The sequence below is a fragment of the Mesorhizobium sp. LNHC209A00 genome (assembly GCF_000502915.1).
GTDB lineage: Bacteria > Pseudomonadota > Alphaproteobacteria > Rhizobiales > Rhizobiaceae > Mesorhizobium.
The window spans coordinates 95,268-117,537 of the sequence record NZ_AYWT01000002.1 but is presented as its reverse complement, the minus strand read 5'-3'; the positions used below and the strand labels follow the sequence as shown (position 1 = coordinate 117,537).

The 22,270-nt window shown below is 63.5% G+C and carries 20 protein-coding genes; 10 read left to right on the top strand and 10 right to left on the bottom strand.

Annotated features, from left to right (window positions below):
• Positions 1–24 precede the first annotated feature (24 nt).
• Complete coding sequence (locus tag X739_RS161935) at positions 25–1,617, top strand: peptide chain release factor 3 (protein ID WP_023772545.1); 1,593 nt, start codon at positions 25–27, stop codon at positions 1,615–1,617.
• Positions 1,618–1,702: 85 nt separating this feature from the next.
• Here the strand turns inward: X739_RS161935 and X739_RS161940 are convergent, their stop codons facing one another.
• The 3 genes from X739_RS161940 to X739_RS161950 all read right to left on the bottom strand — a co-directional run bounded on the left by X739_RS161940 (position 1,703) and on the right by X739_RS161950 (position 3,208).
• Positions 1,703–2,173 carry a VOC family protein gene (locus X739_RS161940; RefSeq protein WP_023772546.1) on the bottom strand — a complete coding sequence of 157 codons (471 nt, stop codon included), beginning with the start codon at positions 2,171–2,173 and terminating at the stop codon, positions 1,703–1,705.
• A gap of 67 nt (positions 2,174–2,240) precedes the next feature.
• Positions 2,241–2,768, bottom strand: coding sequence for an SRPBCC family protein (locus X739_RS161945; protein WP_051410559.1), 528 nt, complete (start codon positions 2,766–2,768; stop codon positions 2,241–2,243).
• Between the two features lie 95 nt (positions 2,769–2,863).
• Complete coding sequence (locus X739_RS161950; RefSeq protein ID WP_023772548.1) at positions 2,864–3,208, bottom strand: metalloregulator ArsR/SmtB family transcription factor; 345 nt, start codon at positions 3,206–3,208, stop codon at positions 2,864–2,866.
• 183 nt (positions 3,209–3,391) lie between these two features.
• On the opposite strand from X739_RS161950, the gene ilvD reads away from it, so the two are divergent.
• Positions 3,392–5,236: a dihydroxy-acid dehydratase gene (gene ilvD, locus X739_RS161955; RefSeq protein ID WP_023792685.1), complete on the top strand. Its 1,845-nt coding sequence runs from the start codon at positions 3,392–3,394 to the stop codon at positions 5,234–5,236.
• 56 nt (positions 5,237–5,292) lie between these two features.
• On the opposite strand, the gene X739_RS161960 is transcribed toward ilvD, so the two are convergent.
• Complete coding sequence (locus X739_RS161960; RefSeq protein ID WP_023792681.1) at positions 5,293–7,047, bottom strand: ABC transporter ATP-binding protein; 1,755 nt, start codon at positions 7,045–7,047, stop codon at positions 5,293–5,295.
• A 150-nt stretch (positions 7,048–7,197) separates the two neighbouring features.
• Here X739_RS161960 and X739_RS161965 point away from each other — a divergent pair, with 150 nt between their 5' ends.
• On the top strand, positions 7,198–8,478 hold the full coding sequence (locus X739_RS161965; protein WP_023772551.1) for an amidohydrolase family protein: 1,281 nt from the start codon (positions 7,198–7,200) through the stop codon (positions 8,476–8,478).
• A gap of 108 nt (positions 8,479–8,586) precedes the next feature.
• Complete coding sequence (locus X739_RS161970; RefSeq protein ID WP_023772552.1) at positions 8,587–9,510, top strand: DMT family transporter; 924 nt, start codon at positions 8,587–8,589, stop codon at positions 9,508–9,510.
• Between the two features lie 17 nt (positions 9,511–9,527).
• Here X739_RS161970 and X739_RS161975 read toward each other — a convergent pair whose 3' ends face one another.
• Positions 9,528–10,430, bottom strand: a complete 903-nt coding sequence (locus X739_RS161975) for a phosphotransferase family protein (RefSeq protein ID WP_023792676.1) — start codon at positions 10,428–10,430, stop codon at positions 9,528–9,530.
• Between the two features lie 94 nt (positions 10,431–10,524).
• Between X739_RS161975 and X739_RS161980 the strand changes: the two genes are divergently transcribed.
• On the top strand, positions 10,525–11,157 hold the full coding sequence (locus X739_RS161980) for a class I SAM-dependent methyltransferase (RefSeq protein ID WP_023772554.1): 633 nt from the start codon (positions 10,525–10,527) through the stop codon (positions 11,155–11,157).
• On the opposite strand, the gene X739_RS161985 is transcribed toward X739_RS161980, so the two are convergent.
• Positions 11,154–13,607 carry an FAD-dependent oxidoreductase gene (locus X739_RS161985; protein WP_023772555.1) on the bottom strand — a complete coding sequence of 818 codons (2,454 nt, stop codon included), beginning with the start codon at positions 13,605–13,607 and terminating at the stop codon, positions 11,154–11,156. The two genes, X739_RS161980 and X739_RS161985, sit on opposite strands and share 4 nt — an antisense overlap.
• The gene (locus tag X739_RS161990) at positions 13,604–14,491 is read right to left on the bottom strand and encodes a phosphotransferase family protein (protein WP_023772556.1); all 888 of its coding nucleotides are present in this window, start codon (positions 14,489–14,491) and stop codon (positions 13,604–13,606) included. Before X739_RS161990 ends, X739_RS161985 begins: the two co-directional genes overlap by 4 nt.
• A gap of 417 nt (positions 14,492–14,908) precedes the next feature.
• On the opposite strand from X739_RS161990, the gene X739_RS161995 reads away from it, so the two are divergent.
• Entirely contained in the window at positions 14,909–15,676 is a 768-nt protein-coding gene (locus X739_RS161995) for a DeoR/GlpR family DNA-binding transcription regulator (protein WP_023772557.1), read from the top strand.
• On the opposite strand, the gene X739_RS1000000170230 is transcribed toward X739_RS161995, so the two are convergent.
• The 3 genes from X739_RS1000000170230 to X739_RS162005 form a co-directional block, all read right to left on the bottom strand.
• Entirely contained in the window at positions 15,673–15,819 is a 147-nt protein-coding gene (locus X739_RS1000000170230) for a hypothetical protein (protein ID WP_023772558.1), read from the bottom strand. The genes X739_RS161995 and X739_RS1000000170230 overlap by 4 nt on opposite strands.
• A gap of 148 nt (positions 15,820–15,967) precedes the next feature.
• Positions 15,968–17,329, bottom strand: coding sequence for a HAMP domain-containing sensor histidine kinase (locus X739_RS162000; protein ID WP_023772559.1), 1,362 nt, complete (start codon positions 17,327–17,329; stop codon positions 15,968–15,970).
• Between the two features lie 10 nt (positions 17,330–17,339).
• Positions 17,340–18,008, bottom strand: a complete 669-nt coding sequence (locus X739_RS162005; RefSeq protein ID WP_023772560.1) for a response regulator transcription factor — start codon at positions 18,006–18,008, stop codon at positions 17,340–17,342.
• A 274-nt stretch (positions 18,009–18,282) separates the two neighbouring features.
• On the opposite strand from X739_RS162005, the gene X739_RS162010 reads away from it, so the two are divergent.
• From X739_RS162010 to X739_RS162025, 4 genes are all read left to right on the top strand, one after another.
• Positions 18,283–18,906: an rRNA adenine N-6-methyltransferase family protein gene (locus X739_RS162010; RefSeq protein ID WP_245273777.1), complete on the top strand. Its 624-nt coding sequence runs from the start codon at positions 18,283–18,285 to the stop codon at positions 18,904–18,906.
• Positions 18,903–19,520, top strand: a complete 618-nt coding sequence (locus X739_RS162015) for a DedA family protein (protein WP_023772562.1) — start codon at positions 18,903–18,905, stop codon at positions 19,518–19,520. Before X739_RS162010 ends, X739_RS162015 begins: the two co-directional genes overlap by 4 nt.
• 79 nt (positions 19,521–19,599) lie before the next feature.
• Entirely contained in the window at positions 19,600–20,505 is a 906-nt protein-coding gene (locus X739_RS162020) for a LysR substrate-binding domain-containing protein (protein WP_015314134.1), read from the top strand.
• Positions 20,506–21,089: 584 nt separating this feature from the next.
• Positions 21,090–22,244: an ABC transporter substrate-binding protein gene (locus X739_RS162025; protein ID WP_023772564.1), complete on the top strand. Its 1,155-nt coding sequence runs from the start codon at positions 21,090–21,092 to the stop codon at positions 22,242–22,244.
• The last annotated feature ends 26 nt before the right edge of the window (positions 22,245–22,270 follow it).

Sequence of the window (22,270 nt, the reverse complement as noted above, 5' to 3'; positions counted from 1 at the left end):
CTGTCACACGGAAATCCCAAGAGAATGCCCGAAACTATTCCAGAGGAAGTGGCGCGCCGCCGCACTTTCGCGATCATCGCCCACCCTGACGCCGGCAAGACGACGCTGACCGAAAAGCTGCTTTTGTTCGGCGGCGCCATCCAGCTTGCCGGCGAGGTGAAGGCCAAGAAGGACCGCATCCAGACACGGTCCGACTGGATGAAGATCGAGCGCGAGCGCGGCATTTCGGTCGTCACCTCGGTGATGACCTTCGAATATGAGGACAACGTCTTCAACCTGCTCGACACACCGGGCCACGAGGATTTCGCCGACGATACCTATCGCACGCTGTCGGCGGTCGACTCGGCGGTCATGGTCATCGACGCCGCCAAGGGCATCGAGCCGCGCACGCTGAAATTGTTCGAGGTCTGCCGGCTGCGCGACATCCCGATCATCACCTTCGTCAACAAGATGGACCGTGAAAGCCGCGATCCGTTCGAGATTTTGGACGAAATCGAGCAGAAGCTGGCGCTGGACACCGCGCCCATCACCTGGCCGATCGGCCGCGGCAAGACCTTCTCCGGTACCTATCACCTGGCGCTGAACGCCGTGCGCAAGGGCGACGACGAGAAGGAACGCACACCGGTCAACGGTCCCGATTCCAACCGCGTTGCCGGCCTGCTGCCGGAAAACGAGCGCGAGGCCTTCATCGAGGAACTCGAGCTCGCGCGAGAAGCCTGCCGTCCGCTCGACATCGACGCCTTTCGCGAGGGCCATTTGACGCCGGTCTATTTCGGCTCGGCGCTGCGCAATTATGGCGTGCGAGACTTGATCGAGGCGCTTGGCGCCTTTGGGCCGCCGCCGCGCGCGCAGGAGGCCGACACCCGGACTATCGAGGCGACCGAGGAGAAAATGACTTCCTTCGTCTTCAAGATCCAGGCCAACATGGATCCCAATCACCGCGACCGCATCGCCTTCGTGCGCGTCTGCTCGGGCAAGCTCGAGCGAGGCATGAAGGCCAAGCTGGTGCGCACCGGCAAGCCGATGTCACTCTCGGCCCCGCAATTCTTCTTCGCCCGCACCCGCGTCACCGCCGATGAGGCCTTTGCCGGCGATGTCGTCGGCATTCCTAACCACGGCACGCTGCGCATCGGCGACACATTGACCGAAGGCGAGGAAATCCTGTTCCGGGGCGTGCCGAATTTCGCCCCGGAAATCCTGCGTCGCGTCCGTCTCGGCGACGCGATGAAAGCAAAAAAACTCAAGGAAGCGCTGCACCAGATGGCCGAGGAAGGCGTCGTCCAGTTGTTTTCGCCCGAGGACGGCTCACCCGCCATCGTCGGTGTCGTCGGCGCCCTCCAACTCGATGTGCTGAAAGAGCGGCTGAACTTCGAATACACGCTGCCGGTCGAATTCGAGATGTCGCGCTTTTCGGTCTGCCGCTGGATATCGGCCGACGACAAGGCCGAGGTGCTTCGCTTCATCGAGGCGCATCGCGGCGACATAGCCCGCGACCTCGACAACGACCCGGTCTTCCTCGCCCAGCACGCCTTCTCGCTGAACTACGAAGCCGAACGCTGGAAGGCGATCCGCTTCGCCACGATCAAGGATTATCAGGTGCGCGATAAGGCGGCGTGAATCTAGTGAGTAGTTGCTAGTGAGTAGCACCGATGGGAGACAAGCCGAACCTACTCACTACTCACTACTCACTACTCACTTGTGATCACCCCTTGGCCGCCGCTTCGATCGCAGCGATATCGATCTTGCCCATCTGCATCATCGCCGACATCACCCGGCCGGCCTTGGCTCTGTCAGGGTCTTGAAGCAGTCGCGGCAACTGCTCCGGCACGACCTGCCAGGAGACGCCGAACTTGTCCTTCAGCCAGCTGCATCGGCCGGGCTCACCGCCGCCTTCGGTGAGTTTGTTCCAGAAATGGTCGACCTCGTCCTGCGTCTTGCAGTCGATCGAGAGCGACATGGCCTCGGTGAACTTGTATTGCGGGCCGCCATTGAGCGCCTGGAACTGCACGCCGTCGAGCTCGAACGATGCCACCAGCACCTTGCCCTCCGAAGCATGGCCCTGCGGCCAGCGCGTGACGCTTAGCACCTTCGAATTCTTGAAGATGGAGACGTAGTGGTTCATGGCCTCTTCGGCCTGGTCGTCGAACCACAGGAAGGTGGTGATCTTTTGCATTCTCATTCTCCTCATTTCTCTCTTGGGGTGAAGAAGGCCACCGGTGAAGAAGCCACGGTGAAGAAGGTCAGGCAGCGCCCTTGGCGGCTCCCTGCAACGAGACAAGATAGGCATCAAGCTGGGCATAGCTTTCGGCCATGCCGCGGGTCATGCCGGTGCCGAGTGCGCCATCGCGGGCCGCCTGCGACGCGTAGAGCACTGTCTGCCTCAGTAGCGTGGTTCCGTTTTGCTCCGTGAAAACAACCGTCCCGATCGTCTCGCCGCCGGTCCAGTCCTCGTCGAACAGTTCGGTGGCGACGAGCCGGCTCGGGCGCACGATCTCGCGGTAGGCGCCGCTCATGCCCATCGTGCGGCCGTCCCGATGCTGCCAGACATAGCGCGTCGCGCCGCCAACCCGGAGATCGATTTCGCAGACCGCGAGCCGCCAGCCGTCGGGGCCATGGAGCCAGCCCTTCAACAGGTCCGGTATGGTCCAGCAGTCGAACACCATCGGGCGGGGTGCGTCGAAGATCCGGGTGATCTGGATTTCCCGGTCGCTGGGCGTGGTCACGGTCAATTTTGCGACGGTCGAGCCGGGCAATGTTGTGGTGCTCATGATGGTACTCCGCTGTTTGTCCAAGGACGTTCGGCCAACTGGCGATCCGACATGGCTTTCGATTTTTTCTGCTGGGACGACACGCCGGACTTTGGCTATTGCTCCGCGTCGCTCGCCGCCTTCTTGGCCTGCATGGCACCCAGCAAGGCGTCGAGGCGCTGGAAATTGCCTTCCCAGATCTTGCGGTAGCGCTCCAGCCAGTCATTGGCCTCGGCGAGCGGTTTTGCTTCCAGCCGGCAAGGCCGGCGCTGCGCGTCTCTCCCGCGCGAGATCAACCCGGCGTTCTCCAGCACCTTGAGGTGTTTGGAAATCGACGGCTGGCTCATGGCGAAAGGCTCGGCCAACTCCATAACCGACGCCTCCCCTTCAATGAGCCGCGTAAGGATGGCACGCCGCGTCGGATCGGCAAGCGCGGCAAATGTGGCATCAAGGCGGTTCATACGATTTCCATAGCCATTTAGGTATATAGCCAACAAGCTATACAGCGAGGCGCGCAGGCCGTCAACCGCGCCGGCGGATTTCGTGGCGCATTGCAAAAATGTGGCCAGATCATACTTGTGCGTCTATAACGCCTGCGATCAAAACGCTCCCGTCGAGCGCAGCCAGCCAGCTAGGGAAAATTCATGCCCGCCTATCGCTCCCGCACCACCACCCATGGCCGCAACATGGCCGGCGCCCGCGGCCTGTGGCGCGCCACTGGCATGAAGGACAGCGATTTCGGCAAGCCGATCATCGCGGTGGTCAACTCCTTCACCCAGTTCGTGCCGGGCCATGTCCATCTGAAGGACCTTGGCCAGCTCGTCGCGCGCGAGATCGAGAAGGCCGGCGGTGTCGCCAAGGAATTCAACACCATCGCCGTCGATGACGGCATCGCCATGGGCCATGACGGCATGCTCTATTCGCTGCCGTCGCGCGAGCTGATCGCCGATTCCGTCGAATACATGGTCAATGCGCACTGTGCCGACGCCATGGTCTGCATCTCCAATTGCGACAAGATCACGCCCGGCATGCTGATGGCCTCATTGCGCCTCAATATCCCGACCGTCTTCGTCTCCGGCGGCCCGATGGAAGCCGGCAAGGTGGTGCTGGCCGGCAAGACGCAGGCGCTCGACCTCGTCGATGCCATGGTTGCGGCCGCCGACGACAAGATCTCCGACGAGGACGTCAAGGTCATCGAGCGCTCGGCCTGCCCGACCTGCGGTTCCTGTTCGGGCATGTTCACCGCCAATTCCATGAACTGCCTGACCGAGGCGCTGGGCCTGTCGCTGCCCGGCAACGGCTCGACGCTGGCCACGCATGCAGACCGCAAGCGCCTGTTCGTCGAGGCCGGCCATCTCATCGTCGATCTCGCCCAGCGCTACTACGAGCAGGATGACGAGAGTGCATTGCCGCGCAGCATTGCCTCCAAGGGCGCCTTCGAGAACGCCATGACGCTCGATATCGCCATGGGCGGCTCGACCAATACCGTGCTGCACATTCTGGCAGCCGCGCATGAGGGTGAGGTCGATTTCACCATGGAAGACATCGATCGGCTGTCGCGGCGGGTGCCGGTCCTGTGCAAGGTGGCGCCGGCCAAATCCGACGTGCACATGCAAGACGTCCATCGGGCCGGCGGCATCATGGCGATCCTTGGCCAGCTCGACAATGCCGGGTTGCTCAATCGCGACCTGCCTACCGTGCATACGGCGAGCCTCGGCGAAGCGCTCGACCATTGGGATATATCTCGCACCACCAGCCAGAATGTGCGCGACTTCTTTCTCGCCGCGCCCGGCGGCGTGCCGACGCAGGTCGCCTTCAGCCAGGACCGCCGCTGGGACGATCTCGATCTCGATCGTGAGAAGGGCGTTATTCGCTCAGCCGAGACGCCGTTCTCGAAAGACGGCGGGCTTGCCGTGCTGAAAGGCAATCTGGCGCTCGACGGCTGTATCGTGAAGACAGCCGGCGTCGACGAGTCGATCCTGAAATTCACCGGACCGGCTCGCGTCTTCGAAAGCCAGGACGCTTCGGTCAAGGCGATCCTTGCCAATGAGATCAAGGCTGGCGACGTCGTCGTCATCCGCTATGAGGGTCCGCGCGGCGGCCCCGGCATGCAGGAGATGCTCTATCCGACCAGTTATCTGAAGTCGAAAGGCCTGGGCAAGGCCTGCGCGCTGGTCACCGATGGGCGCTTCTCCGGCGGCACCTCGGGCCTCTCCATCGGCCATGCTTCGCCGGAAGCGGCGGAAGGCGGGCTGATCGGGCTGGTGCAGGAGGGCGATACGATCGAGATCGATATCCCGAACCGCACCATTCGCCTTGCCGTCGACGACGCGGAACTCGATGCGCGCCGGGCGGCGATGGAGGCCAAGGGCGCGGACGCCTGGAAGCCGCAGGAAAAGCGCAAGCGCAAGGTGACGACCGCGCTGCGCGCCTACGCCGCCTTCGCCACCAGCGCCGACAAGGGGGCAGTGAGGCACGTGCCGGAGTAAGGCCGAGGCAGCTCTTCCCGCCGGATCCCAAGCTGACAGACGGCTTTGCCGCGGCGTCACGGCATCAGCTGATATTCATACAGCTTCTGGTAAAGCCCGCCTTGCCTGAGCAGCATCTTGTGCGGCCCGCTTTCCACCACCTTGCCGGCTTCCAGCACCACGATCGTGTCGGCCTGGTGGACGGTCGAGAGGCGGTGCGCGATGACGATCGTGGTGCGCCCTTCGGTCAGCTGTTGCAGCGCGTCGCGGAACAGCGCTTCCGACTCGGCGTCGAGCGCACTGGTTGCCTCGTCCAGCAGCAGGATTTCGGCATTGCGCAGCATGGCGCGCGCGATCGAGATGCGCTGGCGTTGGCCGCCCGACAAGAGGCCGCCATTCTCACCGACATCCGTCTCGTAGCCATTCGCTTGCGCGACGATGAAGTCATGCGCGTTGGCGGCCCTGGCCGCGGCGATCACCTCGTCGTCGGTCGCGTCCTCGCGCCCAAGCCGGATGTTGTGCATGATCGTGCCGGCAAACAGGAACGTGTCCTGGCTGACATAGGCGATCTTTTCCCTGAGCGAGGCGAGCGTGGCATGGGAAATATCCTGGCCGTCAAGCAGCACCCTGCCGCTCTTCGGGTCGTACATGCGCATGATGAGGTTCAGGATCGTCGACTTGCCGCCGCCGGAGGGGCCGACCAGCGCCGTCATCTTGCCGGCCGCAAGGGTCAGGTCGAACCGGTCCAGCACTGGCGGGCCATTCTGGTAGGCGAAGCCGACGGCGTCGAACCGGATCTCGCCCGGGCCGGCCCGAAGCGGCTTTGCATCCGGCTTCTCGGCTAATGTCAGCGGCTGGTCGGCGAGTTCGAACATCATCCGCACGCCGACAATGCCGCTTTCCAGGGAGATGCGGACACGCGCGAGGCGCTTTGCCGGCTCATAGGCAAGCAGCAGCGCGGCGATGAAGGCCATGATGTTGCCGGGCATCTGGCCGCCCTGCAGGACCAGCAAGCCGCTGACCATGACGGCGCCGGCGATCGCCAGGCCGGCCAGCGTTTCCATGACTGGATTGGTCACGGCTTCCAGCGCGGCGATGTTGTTGGCCCGATCCTCGACGTCCGCCACCGCTCTGTACATGCGTTTGCGCATCAGCCCTTCGAGGCTGAAGGATTTGACCACGCGCACGCCGATCGCGGTTTCCTGCATCACCTGCACGATCTGGCCGACCGACCGGAACTCCATGGCGGCGAACTTGCGCACGCGCTTCAGGATGCGGTTGACGCCATAGATGGCCAGCGGACCGACGACGAAGCAGATCAGCGACAGCGCCGGCTGCTGCCAGATCATGACCCCAATCAGGGCAGTCAGGGTCACCAGATCGCGCACATAGGAAGTGACGATGAGGTCGAGCACGTTGCGCGCCGCCTGGGCATTGTTGGTCATGCGGGTGATCAGGTCGGATGACGAGGTCGAATGATAGAATTCGATGCCTTGCGCCAGGATGCGATCATAGATCTTGCGCTGCCGTTCGGCGATGATGGCGTTGCCGACGCGGCTCATGAAGTAGGCCTGGACGAAATTGGCGATGCCCTTGACGATGAAGATCCCGGCGACCCCCATGGCGATCACATTGACGCGGTCGACCCGTTTATCGATCACGAATTCATTGGTGATTTCGCGCAGGATCCAGGCACTGGCGGCCGTCATGCCGGCCACCACGAGCATCGACAGGATGGCGGCGGCATAGCCGGCCCTGTGTTGCCGGAACGATTCCCGGAGCAACCTTGCGACGAGGCGTTGGTTCTCCGTCGAGCGGAAGAAGCGAAACACGGCTGATCCTTGATGCCGGGATGACGAAGGCGGCTTATAGAGGGAGATGCCGCCGGAGGGAACCTTTCGCCGCCAGGGAAAGAAACCGCTGCGGCAGGGTGTCTTTTGAGAAACGATGCGGCAGTGATTCTTCAAGCGGGATGATGACAGATGGATTTCGATCTTATTGTGCGCGGCGGCAGGCTTCCGGATGGCGGCATCGCCGACATCGGCATTACCGGCGAGACGATCGCTGCGATCGAGCCGAAGCTCAAGGGTCCAGGACGGACCGAGGTCGACGCCCGTGGCAATCTGGTGTCGCCGCCCTTCGTCGATCCACATTTCCACATGGACGCCACGCTGTCCTACGGCCTTCCACGCATCAACGCGTCGGGCACGCTGCTCGAAGGCATAGCGCTATGGGGCGAACTGAAGCCGCTCCTGACGCACGAGGCCGTACGTGACCGGGCGCTCGCCTATTGCGACTGGGCGGTGTCGATGGGGCTGCTCGCCATCCGGACCCATGTCGACGTCTGCGATGACCGGCTGCTGGCCGTCGAGGCGCTGCTGGAGGTCAAGAAAACCGTCGCCCCCTATATCGATCTGCAATTGGTCGCTTTCCCGCAGGACGGCTTCTATCGCTCGCCGACGGCGCGAAAAAACACCATTCGCGCGCTGGACATGGGCGTCGACATCGTCGGCGGCATCCCGCATTTCGAGCGCACCATGGCTGATGGCACGCGCTCGGTCACCGAACTGTGCGAGATCGCGGCAAAACGCGGGCTCATGGTCGACCTGCATTGCGACGAGACCGACGACCCGCTGTCGCGCCACATCGAACAGCTCGCCTACGAAGCGCAGCGCCTCGGCCTGCAGGGCAGGGTGGCCGGTTCGCACCTCACCTCGATGCATTCGATGGACAATTACTACGTTTCGAAGCTTCTGCCGCTGATCGCCGAAGCCGGCGTTTCCGCGATCCCCAATCCGCTGATCAACATCATGCTGCAGGGCCGCCACGACACGTTCCCGAAGCGGCGTGGCATGACGCGCGTCAAGGAGATGCTGGCGCTGGGCATCCGTGTCGGTTGGGGTCAGGATTGCGTGCTCGACCCCTGGTATTCGCTCGGCACCGCCGACATGCTCGACGTTGCCTTCATGGGCCTGCATGTCGCCCAGATGTCGAGCCCCGCCGACATGGCGCGCTGCTTCGACATGGTCACCAACGTCAATGCCGCGATCATGGGCCTCGACCATCTCGGCCTCGGCGTCGGCAAGCGCGCCAGCCTGGTGATCCTCGATGCCGGCAATCCGATCGAGGCTCTGCGCCTGCGCGCCGAGCGCATCTGCGTCATCGCCAGGGGCAAGATGGTGGCGGAACGGACGAGGCAGGATACCAGGCTTTCACTTCCTGGCAGGCCGGCACTTGTCAACCGCAGGCACATAACCACCTAGATACAGCCGATTCCCCATGCTGGTCTTACCGATTTCCTGATTTCGCCTCGTCAAAGCAGCCGCTTCGGTCTACGACGCGGCGTAAGCGAGGGAGGAATCGGGATCGGCATGACGCAACCCGTGGCGCGGAGTTCCACAATCAAGAACGTCCTCCTGGCCGGCATCCTGCTGATGCTGGCCGGCGACTTCCTGTTTGCGCTCAACGATGCGATGGGCAAGTGGCTTGTCGCCAGTTTCTCCGTCGGCCAGGTGGTGCTGATCCGCTCGATTGGCGCCTTTATCGTGCTCGGCCCGATGATCGCCAACCAGGGCGCCGGCAAACTGTTCCAGATGGAGCGGCCCGGGCTGCAGATCCTGCGCGTGGTGGCGACGACGCTGGACACCGCCTTGTTCTACGCCGCAGTCGTCTATCTGCCGCTTGCCGATGTGATGAGCTTCTACATGGCCGGGCCGATCTATGTGGCGGCGCTATCGCATTTCCTGCTTGGCGAAAAGGTCGGCTGGCGCCGTTGGGTGGCGATCCTGATCGGCTTCTGCGGTGTGGTGATCATGCTGAAACCGTCCTCTGCGGCGTTTTCGCTGTCATCCAGTTTCGCGCTTGTCGGCAGCCTTGCCTTCGCCTTCGCCATCATCCTCAACCGGCGCCTGCGCGGCACCAGCGATACCAATCTGGTGACATGGCAGACGATCGGCACGCTGGCGGTTGGCGGCGCCCTCACCATCGGCGCCTGGAAGACGCCGTCTGCGCTTGATTTCGGCGCCATGCTGCTGCTCGGCATCGTTTCCTGCGGGGCGCATCTGATGATCACTAGGGCGCTGAAACTGGCGCCGGCCTCGACGCTGGCGCCGCTGCACTACACGCTGCTCTTGTGGGCGGTGGTGTTCGGGCTGGTGTTCTTCGGCGACGTTCCCGGCCCGCGCATCCTGATCGGCTCGGGCATCATCGTCCTGGCCGGCATGTTCATCTTCCACCGCCAGAAGGTGGTAGACACCACGGTGCCGCCGGAGAACGTGCCGAAAGGCGTGAACTAGGGGCAGATTTCTGGTGCCTAGCCCTTGCGCACCGCCGCCAGGTGCCGCGAAAACTCCTCTGTTTCCATCAGCGCCTTGCAGCGGGCGAAGCGGCCGTCGGCATAGGCGCGGAAATCGTCGACGGGATTTTCGTTGGCAAGCTGGATCAGCCCCCACAGCGTCCACAACAGGTCGCACATCGCCTTGTAGATGACGATGCGGCCGCGCTCCGCGGGCTTCGCCTCGCCGCCGAAATAGGCGCGCATCAGCTCTTCGTCCTGGTTCGCATCGAACTTGCCTTCCACGCTGAGGTCGCCGAGATCCCAGAGTGGGTCGTTCATCCCCGAATATTCCCAGTCGACGATCCACATCCGCTCGCCCGTGTCGAGGAAATTCTCGCACAGCGGGTCGCAATGGCAGGCGACGAGAGGCAAGGGGCGGACGGCCAAGGCCGAGCGCACGCTTTCTGCCTCGCGCACCACGTCATGATAGCCGGCGGGCAGGGCGACATCCCTGGTCGACAGTACTTTGAGATAGTCGTCGATCATCGAAAACAGCTCGAAGCGGAAGGGGAACACCGCGCCGGACGCGTGCAGCTTGCGGAAGGCCTCGGCCGCTCGGGCCGGGCTGCCCCGCCGCTCCCTGAATTTATCCGGCGACATCGTCTCCGCGCCGGCGATGTAGCGCGTCACCATCAGGCCGCTGGCAGCGTCGGCATGCAGCACTTCGGGACTGACCCCGGCTTTTGCCGCCTCACGCGCGGCAATCGCCTCGTTGGCGCGGTTGATGTATTCCTCGGTGCCTTTGCCTGGAATGCGCAGGCAGTAATCGCCGGCCTTGAAGACGAGGTTGGTCAAGCCGCCGAGCCGTTCCAGCGGCCCGGTATAGCCCGCCAGCGCCGGAATGGTGGCAAGTTTTGCCCGCGCCTCGTCTGTTCCCATGCCTGCGTCCCCGCGCGTTATTTATTGGCGGCACGGTTCCACAATTTTCCCCGTTTGGCTATCATCCGGCAAGACAAGGAAGTTGGTGAGGCACGTGGCGGACAGCAAACATCAAGGCGCGCTCGGCGAGGTCTACGCGGCCAAGCGCCCGGAAGAGGTGGCCGCACTATACGACCGCTGGTCGCAAACCTACGACGCCGACATGTCGGCGGCCGGCTACCGCCACCCCACCATCTGCCTTGCTTTGCTCGCTCGCCATCTGGCGCGCGGGTCAGCCCCGCTGCTCGACGCCGGGGCTGGTACCGGGCTGATAGGCGAGTGGCTCGATATTGCCGGCTATCCCCAGGTCGAGGCGCTGGATATCTCGCAAGGCATGCTGGATCAGGCCGCACGCAAGGGCGTCTATTCGGCGCTGCATTGCCTGGCGCTCGGCGGCGCCTTGCCTTTTGCCGACAACACCTATGCCGGCATCATCTCGGCCGGCGTCTTTACGTCGGGCCATGTCGGCGCCGAGGGGATGGACGAACTGATCCGCATCTGTCGGCCAAGTGGGGTGATCGTGCTGACGGTCAAGAACACGTTGTGGGATCACGGTTTTGCCGGGCGCATCGCCGAACTCGAGGCGCAAGGTTCGGTCACGCGGGTCGAGGAAACACGACCATATGTCTCAATGCCAGGCGAGGCCGAGACCGTCCCTAGCCGTGGCCTCGCTTTGCGCGTGAGTTAAGCCTTCACGCGCTCCATTGCCGGGTCGTATAGCGGCTCAAGATGAATTTTGGTCGGCGTCCGCTCCATCGCCACCACCAGTTCATAGCTGCCCGAGGCGAGAAAATCGTCGCTTACTCCGTCGGCGTTGCGCACATAGCCGTAGCCGATGTTCTTTCCCACCGTGTAGCCATAGCCGCCGCTGGTGAGATAGCCGACCGGCTGGCCATCGCGCAGGATGGTCTCGCGTCCGACGAGCACGATCTCCGGATCGTCGACCGTGAAGCCGGCAAAGCGCTTCTTCAGCGACGCGCCGCCAACCTTCTCGAGTGCGCGCCGTCCGACGAAGTCGGTGTTCTTGCGCAACTTGACCGCCCAGCCCAGCCCGGCTTCCAGCGGTGTGTCGTTGGGCGTGATGTCGGAGCCCCAGGCGCGATAGCCCTTTTCCAGCCGCAGCGATTCCAGCGCGCGGTAGCCGACCGGGCGGATATCGTGTTCCCGGCCGGCCGCCATCAGCGCGTCGAAGACTTCGCCGGTGGCCGCGATCGGCACATGCAGTTCCCAGCCCAATTCGCCCACGTATGTCACACGAAGCGCCCGGACGGTGTGACCAGCTATTGTGATCTCGCGCACATGGCCGAACGGGAAGCCGGCATTCGAAACATCCGCATCGGTGACCGCCAAAAGCACATCGCGAGCACGTGGTCCCATCAGCGACAGCGTGCCGAAATCCTCGGTGACATCGGCGAGCTGGGCATCGAGGCCGTGGCCAATATGGTCGCTGATCCAAGAGGCATCATGGGTGCGGAACCCGGTGCCGGTGACGATATAGAATTTCTCCTCGGCCAGCCGCGACACGGTCAGGTCGGCCTCGACGCCGCCACGCGAGTTGAGGAGTTGCGTGTAGGTCAGCCGGCCGACCGGCTTGCCGACATCGTTGGCGCAAATCCAGTCCAGTGCCCTCGCCGCATCGGGCCCGCTCAGCTCGTACTTGGCGAAGGACGACTGGTCGAAGATGCCGACATGCCCGCGCACGTGCCGATGTTCGTCGCCGACGGCGGCGAACCAGTTCTGCCGGCCCATCGAATAGATGTCCTTCGGCTCGATGCCCTCCGGCGCGAACCAGTTCGGCCGTTCCCAGCCGAGCTTGGAGCCGAACACGGCGCGATGGTCTTTCAATCTGTCGTAGAGCGGCGAGACGATGCGCGGCCGGCCGCTGGTGTATTCTTCGTGCGGGAAGCCGATCGCGTAATGCTTGCCATAGGCTTCCAGCGTACGTTCACTCACCCATTGCCGGTCGCGGTGCAGGTTGGAAAAACGCCTGATGTCGACCACCCAAAGGTCGAGGGGCGCCTCGCCGTCGACCACCCATTGCGCCAGCACCCAGCCGGCGCCGCCGCCCGAGGCGATGCCGAAGGCATTGAAGCCGGCGCCGACGAACATGTTGGCGCATTCGGGCGCCACACCGAGGATGAAATTGCCGTCCGGCGTAAAGCTTTCCGACCCGTTGATCATCTGCTTGACACCGACCGTCTCCAGCACCGGCACTCGCGCGATCGCCTGTGCCATGTGCTGCTCGAAATGATCGTAGTCGTCGTCGAACAGCCGGAACTCCCAATCATTGGGCACGTCGCCCCCGGGAAGATTGGTCGTCCAGGCCTGCGGGTTCGGCTCATAGCCGCCCATCACCAGCCCGCCGACCTCCTCCTTGAAATAGGTGCGCCGATCGGGGTCGCGCAGCGTCGGCGCGTCGGTCGCCAGACCCGCGATTTTCTCGGTGATGACATACTGGTGCTTGACCGGCTGCAGCGGCACGTTGATGCCGGCTATCGCGCCGACTTGCCGCGCCCATTGCCCGGCGCAGTTCACCACCTTGTCACAGGCAATGTCGCCTTGATTGGTCTTCACCGCCGTGATGCGGTCGCCCTTCATCTCGAAACCCGTGACGCGCACGTCCTCGTAGAGCTTGGCGCCGTGCATGCGCGCGCCCTTTGCCAGCGACTGCGTGATGTCGGAAGGGCTCGCCTGGCCGTCGGTCGGCAGCCAGGAAGCGCCGACAAGATCGCCGGTCTCCATCAAGGGCCACATCGCCTTGACCTCCGCCGGCGACAGCAACTGCATGTCCATGCCGAAGCTTTTCGCCGTCGTCGCCAGCCGTTTGTATTCGGTCCAGCGGTCGGCATTGGTGGCGAGCCTGAGGCACCCCGTCATCTTCCAGCCGGTGGCAAGACCGGTCTCGGCTTCCAGCCCCTTGTAGAGGTCTACGGAGTATTGCAGTACCCGCGTGATCGAGGCCGACGAGCGCAACTGGCCGACCAAGCCGGCGGCATGCCAGGTCGAGCCCGAGGTCAGCTTGCCCTGTTCGAGCAGTACCACGTCGGCCTTGTGGTCACGCGCCAGATGATAGGCCGTCGAACAGCCGATGATGCCGCCGCCGATGACGACGATCGAGGCCTGGCTAGGCAAGGTCATGATTTCAGGATCCCGTATTTTGTCCGGTAGTTTTCGAGCGCCGCGTCGAGCCGCGCCAGGTTTTCCTCGGTGTAGGCGACGTAATCGATCCCGGGGGCGTCGAGATAGAGCTCCGACACCATGCTCCACATCGCCTCGCGCAGCAGCGAGGCACATTGCATGGCGGCGTGCGAGCGGCGGATCGCCTCGTCCGGTTCCTTCATGAAATAGGCGGTCAGGAAGGCGAAGGATTCCTCGTCGCTCATGCCTGCGTTCGATGCGACGCCGGCAAGGTCGAACATCGCCGTATTGAAGCCGGCATATTCGAAATCGATCAGCCAAAGCCTGCCGCCGTCGTCCAGAATGTTGGCCGGCAAAAGATCATTGTGGCCAAAGACGATCGGCAGCAATTTCTGGGCGCGCTCCAGTTCGTCGGCCAACGCCAGAAAGCGCGGCAGGTCACCGCGCTTGCGGCTGTTGCCCTCGTCAAGCGTGCGGGCATAGTCGCGGATGACGTGGAACACCCAGAACATGAAGCCGGCGCCGGAGATATGGTTGGGCATCTCGCGGTGAAAGCCGCGCATCAGAGTCGCGACACGGCGGAGATTGGCGCGCACGTCTTCGGCCAGATAGGTTCTGGCGCCAAGAAACGCCGTCACCATGATCCCCGGTTCGGCGTAACGGACCGCCGGTGCGAAGCCTGCCGCGTGAGCCGCCCGCGCGGTCATCACCTCGCGTTCGCGGAAGACATGGTGGAACGGATAATCCTGGCCGAAACGCACCACATGTTTGCCGGCCGCATCGGTGACCACATAATTGGCGTTGCTTAGGCCGCCGGGCAGCGGCGCGATCTCGATGGCGCCCGTCCAGCAGGGCAGGGCGCGGATGCGGTCTTCGGCAATCACGGGATCATCCCTGGTTGGCAGGCCTGGTTTGCTGGGCTTCGACAAGGCGCCATGGGCGGCGCAACGACGGCGGAGTGGAATGCAAACAATCTCGTCGGTGCGGGATGCCAGGATCGGTATCCCGCACCGCACCGACGAGCCCCTTGGCCAGGTTTTTGAGCCCGGCATCCGCCCCCGCGGATCTGAAAATTCCTTGCGCCAGACACGTTACGCGCCGCCTGGGGTCAGTGAATTGCGGCTCTGCCAATTACATCCCGCTGCAGTTCCGAACCCTGTTGAAGGTGAATTTCACGCCGAGGTTGCTCTTCTGTCAATAAAAAGATGTGACTTTTTTTGGGTGTTTTGCCCGAAAGCATGGGCCAGTCCTTTAAATGCGCTAGGAATGCCTTAGAAACGGTCATTTTTCGGGACGCCCATATGAACCACTCGAAACGGCATGGCGAGATCCTGCGGTTGTTGCAGGAGGAGGGGACCGTCACCATCGCCAGCCTGGCCGACAGGCTGGGCGTTTCGCTCGAGACCGTGCGCCGCGACGTCAAGCCGCTCACCGGCGACGGCTCGGTTCTGAAGATGCATGGCGCCATAGGCCTGCCGTCGATGGTCGGCGAAGCGCCGTTCGAACGGCGCATGCGCGAGCATGCCGACGCCAAGCGAAGCATTGCCCGCGCGGTCGCGGCCACCATCCGCGACGGCGAATCGATCATGCTCGACACCGGCACCACGACCTCGTTCCTGGCGCGCGAACTGCTCGGCCACCGGCGCCTGACGGTCGTCACCAACTCGTCCGACATCGCCCGCACCCTTGCCACCATCAACGGCAACAAGGTCTATATGGCTGGCGGCGAGCTGCGCAGCGATTCAGGCGCCGCGTTCGGGACATCGGCCATCGAGTTCGTCAGCCGCTTCACGGTCAGCCACGCCATCATCTCCACCGGCGCCGTGGATGCGGTGACGGGTGTCATGGACTTTGATCTGGACGAGGCGGAATTCGCCCGCATGGTGCTGTCGCGGGGCCAGCGCTCGCTGGTCGTCACTGACCACACGAAGTTCGGCCGCCAGGGCCTGGTCCAGGTCTGCGGCTTCGACGGCTTTTCCGAACTCGCCACCGACCGCGCGCCGCCGCAAGACATTGCCGCGGCACTGGCGCAAGCCGGGGCGCGCCTCAGCGTCGCCGGCGGAATTTAGGCGAAGACCAGCGACTGGTGGGCGCACACGCCCGCGAAGGTGCCGCTCGACACGCGGAAGGCGATGTTGTGCATCGCGGGTGCCGCGTCACCGGCCGAAGACGCGGGAACCGTCGTTTGCTGCCTGTCATCGACTGATATCATCGGGCCGAGCAGGCCGTCCTTGAGGCCGCGGCCGAGCTGCTCGGCCAGCGGGCTCGAATCGTGTTGAGTGGCGCGGTGAATATCGCCTTCACGCCAGCCTTCCGGCCATCGACGAGATGGACAAGTCGTTGCGAGGTTGGCGGCAATGCTAAACCGGTAAAGCGCGAAAACTCATCCTGAAGCAGGCGCCGCTGGGCTTGCCATCGAGGATATCGATGCGGCCGCCATGGAGATACATGATTTCCTGCACGAGATTGAGGCCGAGGCCGGCGCCATGATCCTGCGGGCGCAGCCGGTAGAAGGGCTCGAAGATGCGCTTCCGCTCACCCGGCGGGACGCCGTCGCCTTCGTCCCGGACCTCGATGATGGCGGGCGTTGTGACGCTGACGGTGATCTTGCCAGCGCGGCCGCCATGCTCGATGGCGTTCTGAACGATGTTGGTCACCGCGCGCTCGATGGCGGTGCGGTCTCCGTTGGCGAAAATCGTGTCCCGTTCCGGCTCGAACGACATTTCGTAACCGGCAGAAAACGCCATCGGCGCGAGGTCGACGATAACGCCGCGCGCGGTCGCCACGAGATCGACCGCTTCGAACGGCGACGTCTGCCGGTCGAGGCGCTGCAGGTCGAGCAACTGGTCGGTCAGCGTCGAAAGCCTGGCCGCGTCCTGCAGCAGCCGTGCCCGCTCCGGTGTCGCCGGCAGCGCGGCGAGGCGCGTGTTGAGGATGGCGACCGGTGTCCTGAGCTCATGGGCGGCGTCGGTAAGGAAGCGCTTGTGGCGCTCATAGCCCTTGTCGAGGCGCGCAAGGGCGGCATTCACGGCCTTGACCAGCGGCGTCACTTCCGTCGGTACGTCCTTGAGCGGCAACTGCACGCCCCGCTGGTCGATGTCGATGCGCTCAGCCTCGGTCGCCGCATGGCCAAGGCCCGACAAAGCGCCACGCACCACCCAAGGCGTCGCGAACAGCGTGGCCAGCGCCATCAGCCCGGCGAGGGGCAATATGCCTTGCAGGAAGAATTGCGGCGCCTGGCCGAGCAGACGCAGCAGCGAAAGCCCGCCCTTGGTGCCGCTGAAAATCTGGACATTGCCAGCCATCGTGTCGGTCCAGCGGATCTTTCCCTCCGGCGGCGCGGCTTGTCCAATTGCATGGTCGATCCGGGCGTCGCTGATCGTATCCAGCAATCCGGTGAAAGGCTGGAAGATGGGCGGCACGGTCCCCTCCTGCAGCCGTTGCCCCTGCTTGTCTCGAATGATGAACCAGAGGTCGGGAACACCCGACCGCAGCTTCGTCAGGTCGGAGGTCGTACGCAGGACCAACTTGCCGCCGGCATCGCGTGTCACCGCATCCGCCAGCACGTCCATCGTGCCGTCCTCGTAGTCGTGCGGGATAAGACCGGTGGCCAGCATGGCGCCGAGAATGCCGACGATGATCAGGGTCAGCATGGCGCATTGCAGCAAGGCGATGCGCAGCACCAGGCTCCATTTCAGCGAATGCGGGCGCTTGAGGCTCATCGCTTGGCGCTCATGTCGTCTCGCGCAGGAGATAGCCGACGCCGCGAATGCCGTTGATCGTCACCCCAGCATCGGCGAGCTTGCGGCGCAGGCGCGAGACGTGCGTGTCGAGTGCGTTGGACTGGATCTCGTCGTCGAGGCCGAACACCGCCTCCATGAGCGCCTCGCGCTGCACCATGCGGCCGGTGCGGCGCATCAGAGCCTCCAGCACAAGGAGTTCGCGGCGCGGCAGGCTGAGCGGTTCGGCGCGGATAGAGGCTTCGCGATGTCCGACGTCGAGCACCAGATCGCCGGCGCGGATAAACTGCGACTGCAGCGGCGCCGGGCGCCTGAGCAGCGCGCGCAACCGGGCAAGCAGTTCCTCGAACGCGAATGGCTTTGCCAGATAGTCGTCCGCGCCCATGTCCAGCCCATCGACCTTGTCCGACGTGTCGCCTCTCGCCGTCAGCACCAGCACGGGCGTGGTGTTCCTGGCCGAACGCAGTCTCGGCACCAGCGACAGCCCGTCGCCATCCGGCAACTGGCGGTCGAGCAGGATGGCGTCATAGCTATCGACGGCAACGAACCCCTCCGCCTCCAGCAATGTGCCGGCGTGATCGACCACCATATCGTGGCGCTTCAGCGCGGCACGCAGGGCCGAGACCATCTCGGGTTCGTCTTCGACCAGCAAGATACGCATCGACAATCCCTCGAAACACTGCGTCGGGCGCTACCGCGCCAACATTGCGTAAACATGGCAAAGCCGAAGGACCGCGGTCGACAGGCACTTTCTTAGCCTCAGCGAGATTGCGCAATGTCTATGCAACCCAGTCGCGGCAAACAACGCCGGGTCGGCACGAATCGCTCGCGCCGGCGTGAAGGCGTCAGGCCCGAATATGCAACAGGTCGGGCCTGACGTTCGAAACCAATGGCGCTGAAACGAAATCACGTGGCCACACCAACCGGTTGGCGTGATGTTGTCCGGGATTGAGGTTACCATGCCCGCAAATGATGCTCTGTCTTTTCTCATGGCGTGGACCGTCGCGCCGTTCAGGGTCGGCTCCGTCACGCCGTCCAGCTCCAGCCTGGCGGCATTGATAACCCGCGACATTGGACCCGAGCGTGGGCCCGTCCTGGAACTCGGCCCAGGAACCGGGCCGTTCACGAGGGCGCTGCTGTCGCGCGGGGTGAAGGAGGAAGATTTGACGCTGATCGAATCCGATTCGGATTTTGCCGCACTGCTCACGCGTCGTTTTCCAGCTGCCCGGATTTTTGAAATGGACGCCGTCGGTCTGCGCCATCTTTCGCTCTTCCACCGGCCTGCGATTGGCGCAGCCGTCAGCGGCTTGCCCTTTCGCCTGATTTCGCCGCGCAGGACGTTTGCCATTCTCGAAGCTGTTTTCGCGAACCTTCGCCCGGGCGCAGCGCTTTACCAGTTCACGCTCGGACTACGGTGCCCATTCGACCAGTCGCTGCCCGACAGGCTCGATCTCGGGGTTACGCGGGTTGGCCATACCTTTCGCAACTTCCCGCCGGCGACGGTCTATCGCATCGCCAGGCTCAAGACGTCAGGAACCTACGACTGGCGCATCGCATGACGGGACCATTGGCAACCATTCTCGGCTTCGGCCTGTTCGGCGTCTTCTGCCTCGCCTTTACCGAGAAGATCCTGCCGATCCCGCCCTCGCATGTGCTGCTGCTGTTCCTCGGCATGACGGCGGCGCCTGACGATGCGACGCTGGCAATCCTGCTTGGCGTGACCACGCTGGCCTCAATGACAGGCTGTCTCGTCTGGTACACTGTAGGCCGCCGGATCGGAATCGATCGCGCCGACAGGCTGGTCGAGCGGTTCGGCGGATATGTCTTCTTGCGCCCCAAGACCTACCGCCAGCTTGGTCAGGCCTATCGCCGCAACCATGTCCGGGTTTCCCTGCTGGCGCAGTTCATTCCGACGGTGCGCAACTATTTGCCGATCGCGGCCGGCGCGCTCAGCCTGCCAGCCTTACCCTTTGTGGTCGCGACGCTAACCGGAGCCACGCTCTGGAATGCCGGCTTTCTGCTTACAGGCTATGCGCTGCATGGCAGTGGCCAAAGCCCGCTCGCAGTCGGCTTTCGTATCATCGCTATTGTCCTGGCGCTGGAAACGGCATTCATGCTTGTCTTGCGCTATGGCCCGGCATGCTGGCGGCGCATCCGGCCGATGCTGGGCTGAGCCACGGTCAGGCATCCAGCCATGGGATAAGCTTCGCCATCGGCTTTTCTTCGCGGTTGCGGCGGTGTTTAGTCCAGCAATGGCCTTCACCATCCGGCAGTTGCAGTTCTTCATCGCCGTCGCCGAGCAAGGCACGGTATCGCGCGCGGCGCAAAACCTCTCCATCTCGCAATCGTCGGTCACCGAGGCGATCAAGGAACTTGAAAGCGATCTTGGCGTCGAACTGTTCGAGCGCCATCCGCGCGGCCTCAACATTACCCACAAGGGCCACCAGTTCCTGCGCCACGCGACAAAGATTCTCGCCGACGTGTCCGACGCCCGCCGCTCTTTTTCCGGCGAACAGGCTGTGGCCGGCGGGCGGCTGCAACTCGGCGTCACCTCGCTGGTCGCCGGCTATGTGCTGTCGGACCTGCTCTCACGCTACCGCCGCGCCTATCCAGGTGTCGAGGTCTCGGCCATCGAGGACAATGGCGACTACCTCGAACATCTCCTGATTGGCGGCAAGCTGGACATTGCCGTCATGGTCACCTCCAATTTGCGCGACCGCACTGCACTGCAATCGGAAATCCTCGAAGTCTCGGCTTACCGGCTGTGGCTGCCGCTCGGCCATCCCCTGGCTGGCGCCGACATTATCGGCATCGGCGATATCGCCTCCGAACCGCTGATCATGCTGACCGTTGACGAGATCGAGGAAAACACCGGCAAACTGCTGACAGCGATCGGCGCCAGACCGCATGTCGCCTTCCGCACCCGTTCCGTGGAAGCCGTGCGCAGCCTCGTCGCCACCGGTGCCGGCGTTGCACTGCTGCCTGACCTCGTCTACCGACCCTGGTCGCTGGAGGGAGACCGTATCGAATCGCGCGACATTTCCGGTTCCTTGCCGGTGGTGCAGGTTGGCATGGTCTGGCGGCGGGGATCTGGCCTGGCCGCCGCGGCGCGGGACTTTGTGGGCCTTGCCCAGTCGCAGCGGACGGTGCGCCGCTAGAAGTGGTCTGCTCCAGGCGACGCCGCCAGTCTTGCGCTTGCGCTTGCGCTTTGTGGCGGGAACCGGCTCCACTTTGAAAGGCCCGAACGGAGCAACCTCGAAGTGGCCGGCGCCGGCAAGCCTGACGGCGCCAAGGTGAAACGGATACTTGAAGCGAGCGGCTGGTCGTCAATCGAAGTCAGATAAGCGAACTTGCCATGTAAGATCGCCGAAGGGGATCTGATGTCATATGCCACCCGGCTAGGCCCGGTCGCCGCCCCGCTCCGCGAGGCCGACCAGGCGACGGGCGAAAAAATCATTACGGTGTTGCCCGCGGCCTTGGCCCCTTTCTAAAGGATGGTCAGGCCGCCTGCTGGCTGGTAACGGCGCTGGCCTGAGGGAGTATATCGGAAAAACCGATATCGGCCTTCTGACAAATGAATTTGCGAAACCGGAATTTTCAAAGCACCTTCCGTTGGAGGGACCAAAGCTGCCATCAGAGTGGCGTCAAGTCCAACGGAGGAGCTGACAAGTTTTTCAGTCCGCGCGTGATCTGGCGACAACCGGAGCGGTTTCAGGATCACGCGCCAAAATGGGAGATCGATATGCATTCATTCCTGAAGTCGTGCACTGCCTTGACGGTCGCGCTGACCTTCTCCGGTCAGGCGATCGCCCAGGTCAAGGAACTCGGCAAGGGCGAAGGTCAGGTCAACATCGTCGCCTGGCCGGGCTACATCGAGCGCGGCGAGACCGACAAGGGCTACGACTGGGTGAGCGCCTTCGAGAAGGAGAGCGGTTGCAAGGTCAACATCAAGACCGCCAACACCTCGGATGAAATGGTCTCGCTGATGAACGAGGGCGGCTTCGACCTCGTCACGGCTTCGGGCGATGCCTCGCTGCGGCTCGTTGCCGGCAAGCGCGTGCAGCCGATCAACACCGATCTCATCCCGAGTTGGAAGACGGTCGACGACCGGCTGAAGGACGCGCCCTGGTTCACCGTCGACAAGGTGCATTACGGCGTTCCCTATCAGTGGGGTCCCAACATCCTGATGTACAACACCGAGGTCTTCAAGGAAGCACCGAAGAGCTGGAACGTCGTCTTCGAGGAGATGAAGCTGCCGGATGGCAAGTCCAACAAAGGCCGCGTCCAGGCTTATGACGGACCGATCCATATCGCGGACGCCGCCAATTATTTGATGTTCCACAAGCCGGAACTCGGCATTAAGGACCCCTACGAATTGAACGAGGACCAGTACAAGGCGGCGCTCGAATTGCTGCGCGTCCAGCGCACGCTGGTTGGCCGGTACTGGCACGACGCGGCCATTCAGGTCGACGATTTCCAGAACGAAGGCGTCGTCGCATCCGGCTCGTGGCCGTACCAGGTCAACACGCTGGTCGCCGCCAAGAAGCCGGTCGCCTCGACCGTGCCGGAAGAAGGCGTCACCGGCTGGGCCGACACCACCATGATGGAAGCCGACGCCGCTCACCCGAACTGCGCCTATATGTGGCTCGAGCATTCGCTGGCGCCGAAGGTGCAGGGCGATGTCTCCGCCTGGTTCGGCTCGCTGCCGGTCGTGCCGGCCGCCTGCAAGGGCAACGAGCTGCTCGGCGAGGAAGGCTGCAAGACCAACGGCTACGACAATTTCGACAAGATCAAGTTCTGGAAGACGCCGGTTTCCAAATGCGCCACCCAGAACGACCAGTGCGTGCCTTACTACCGCTGGGTGTCGGACTATATCGGCGTCATCGGCGGGCGGTAAATTCGTTTACCGAGAACTTGGCGCTG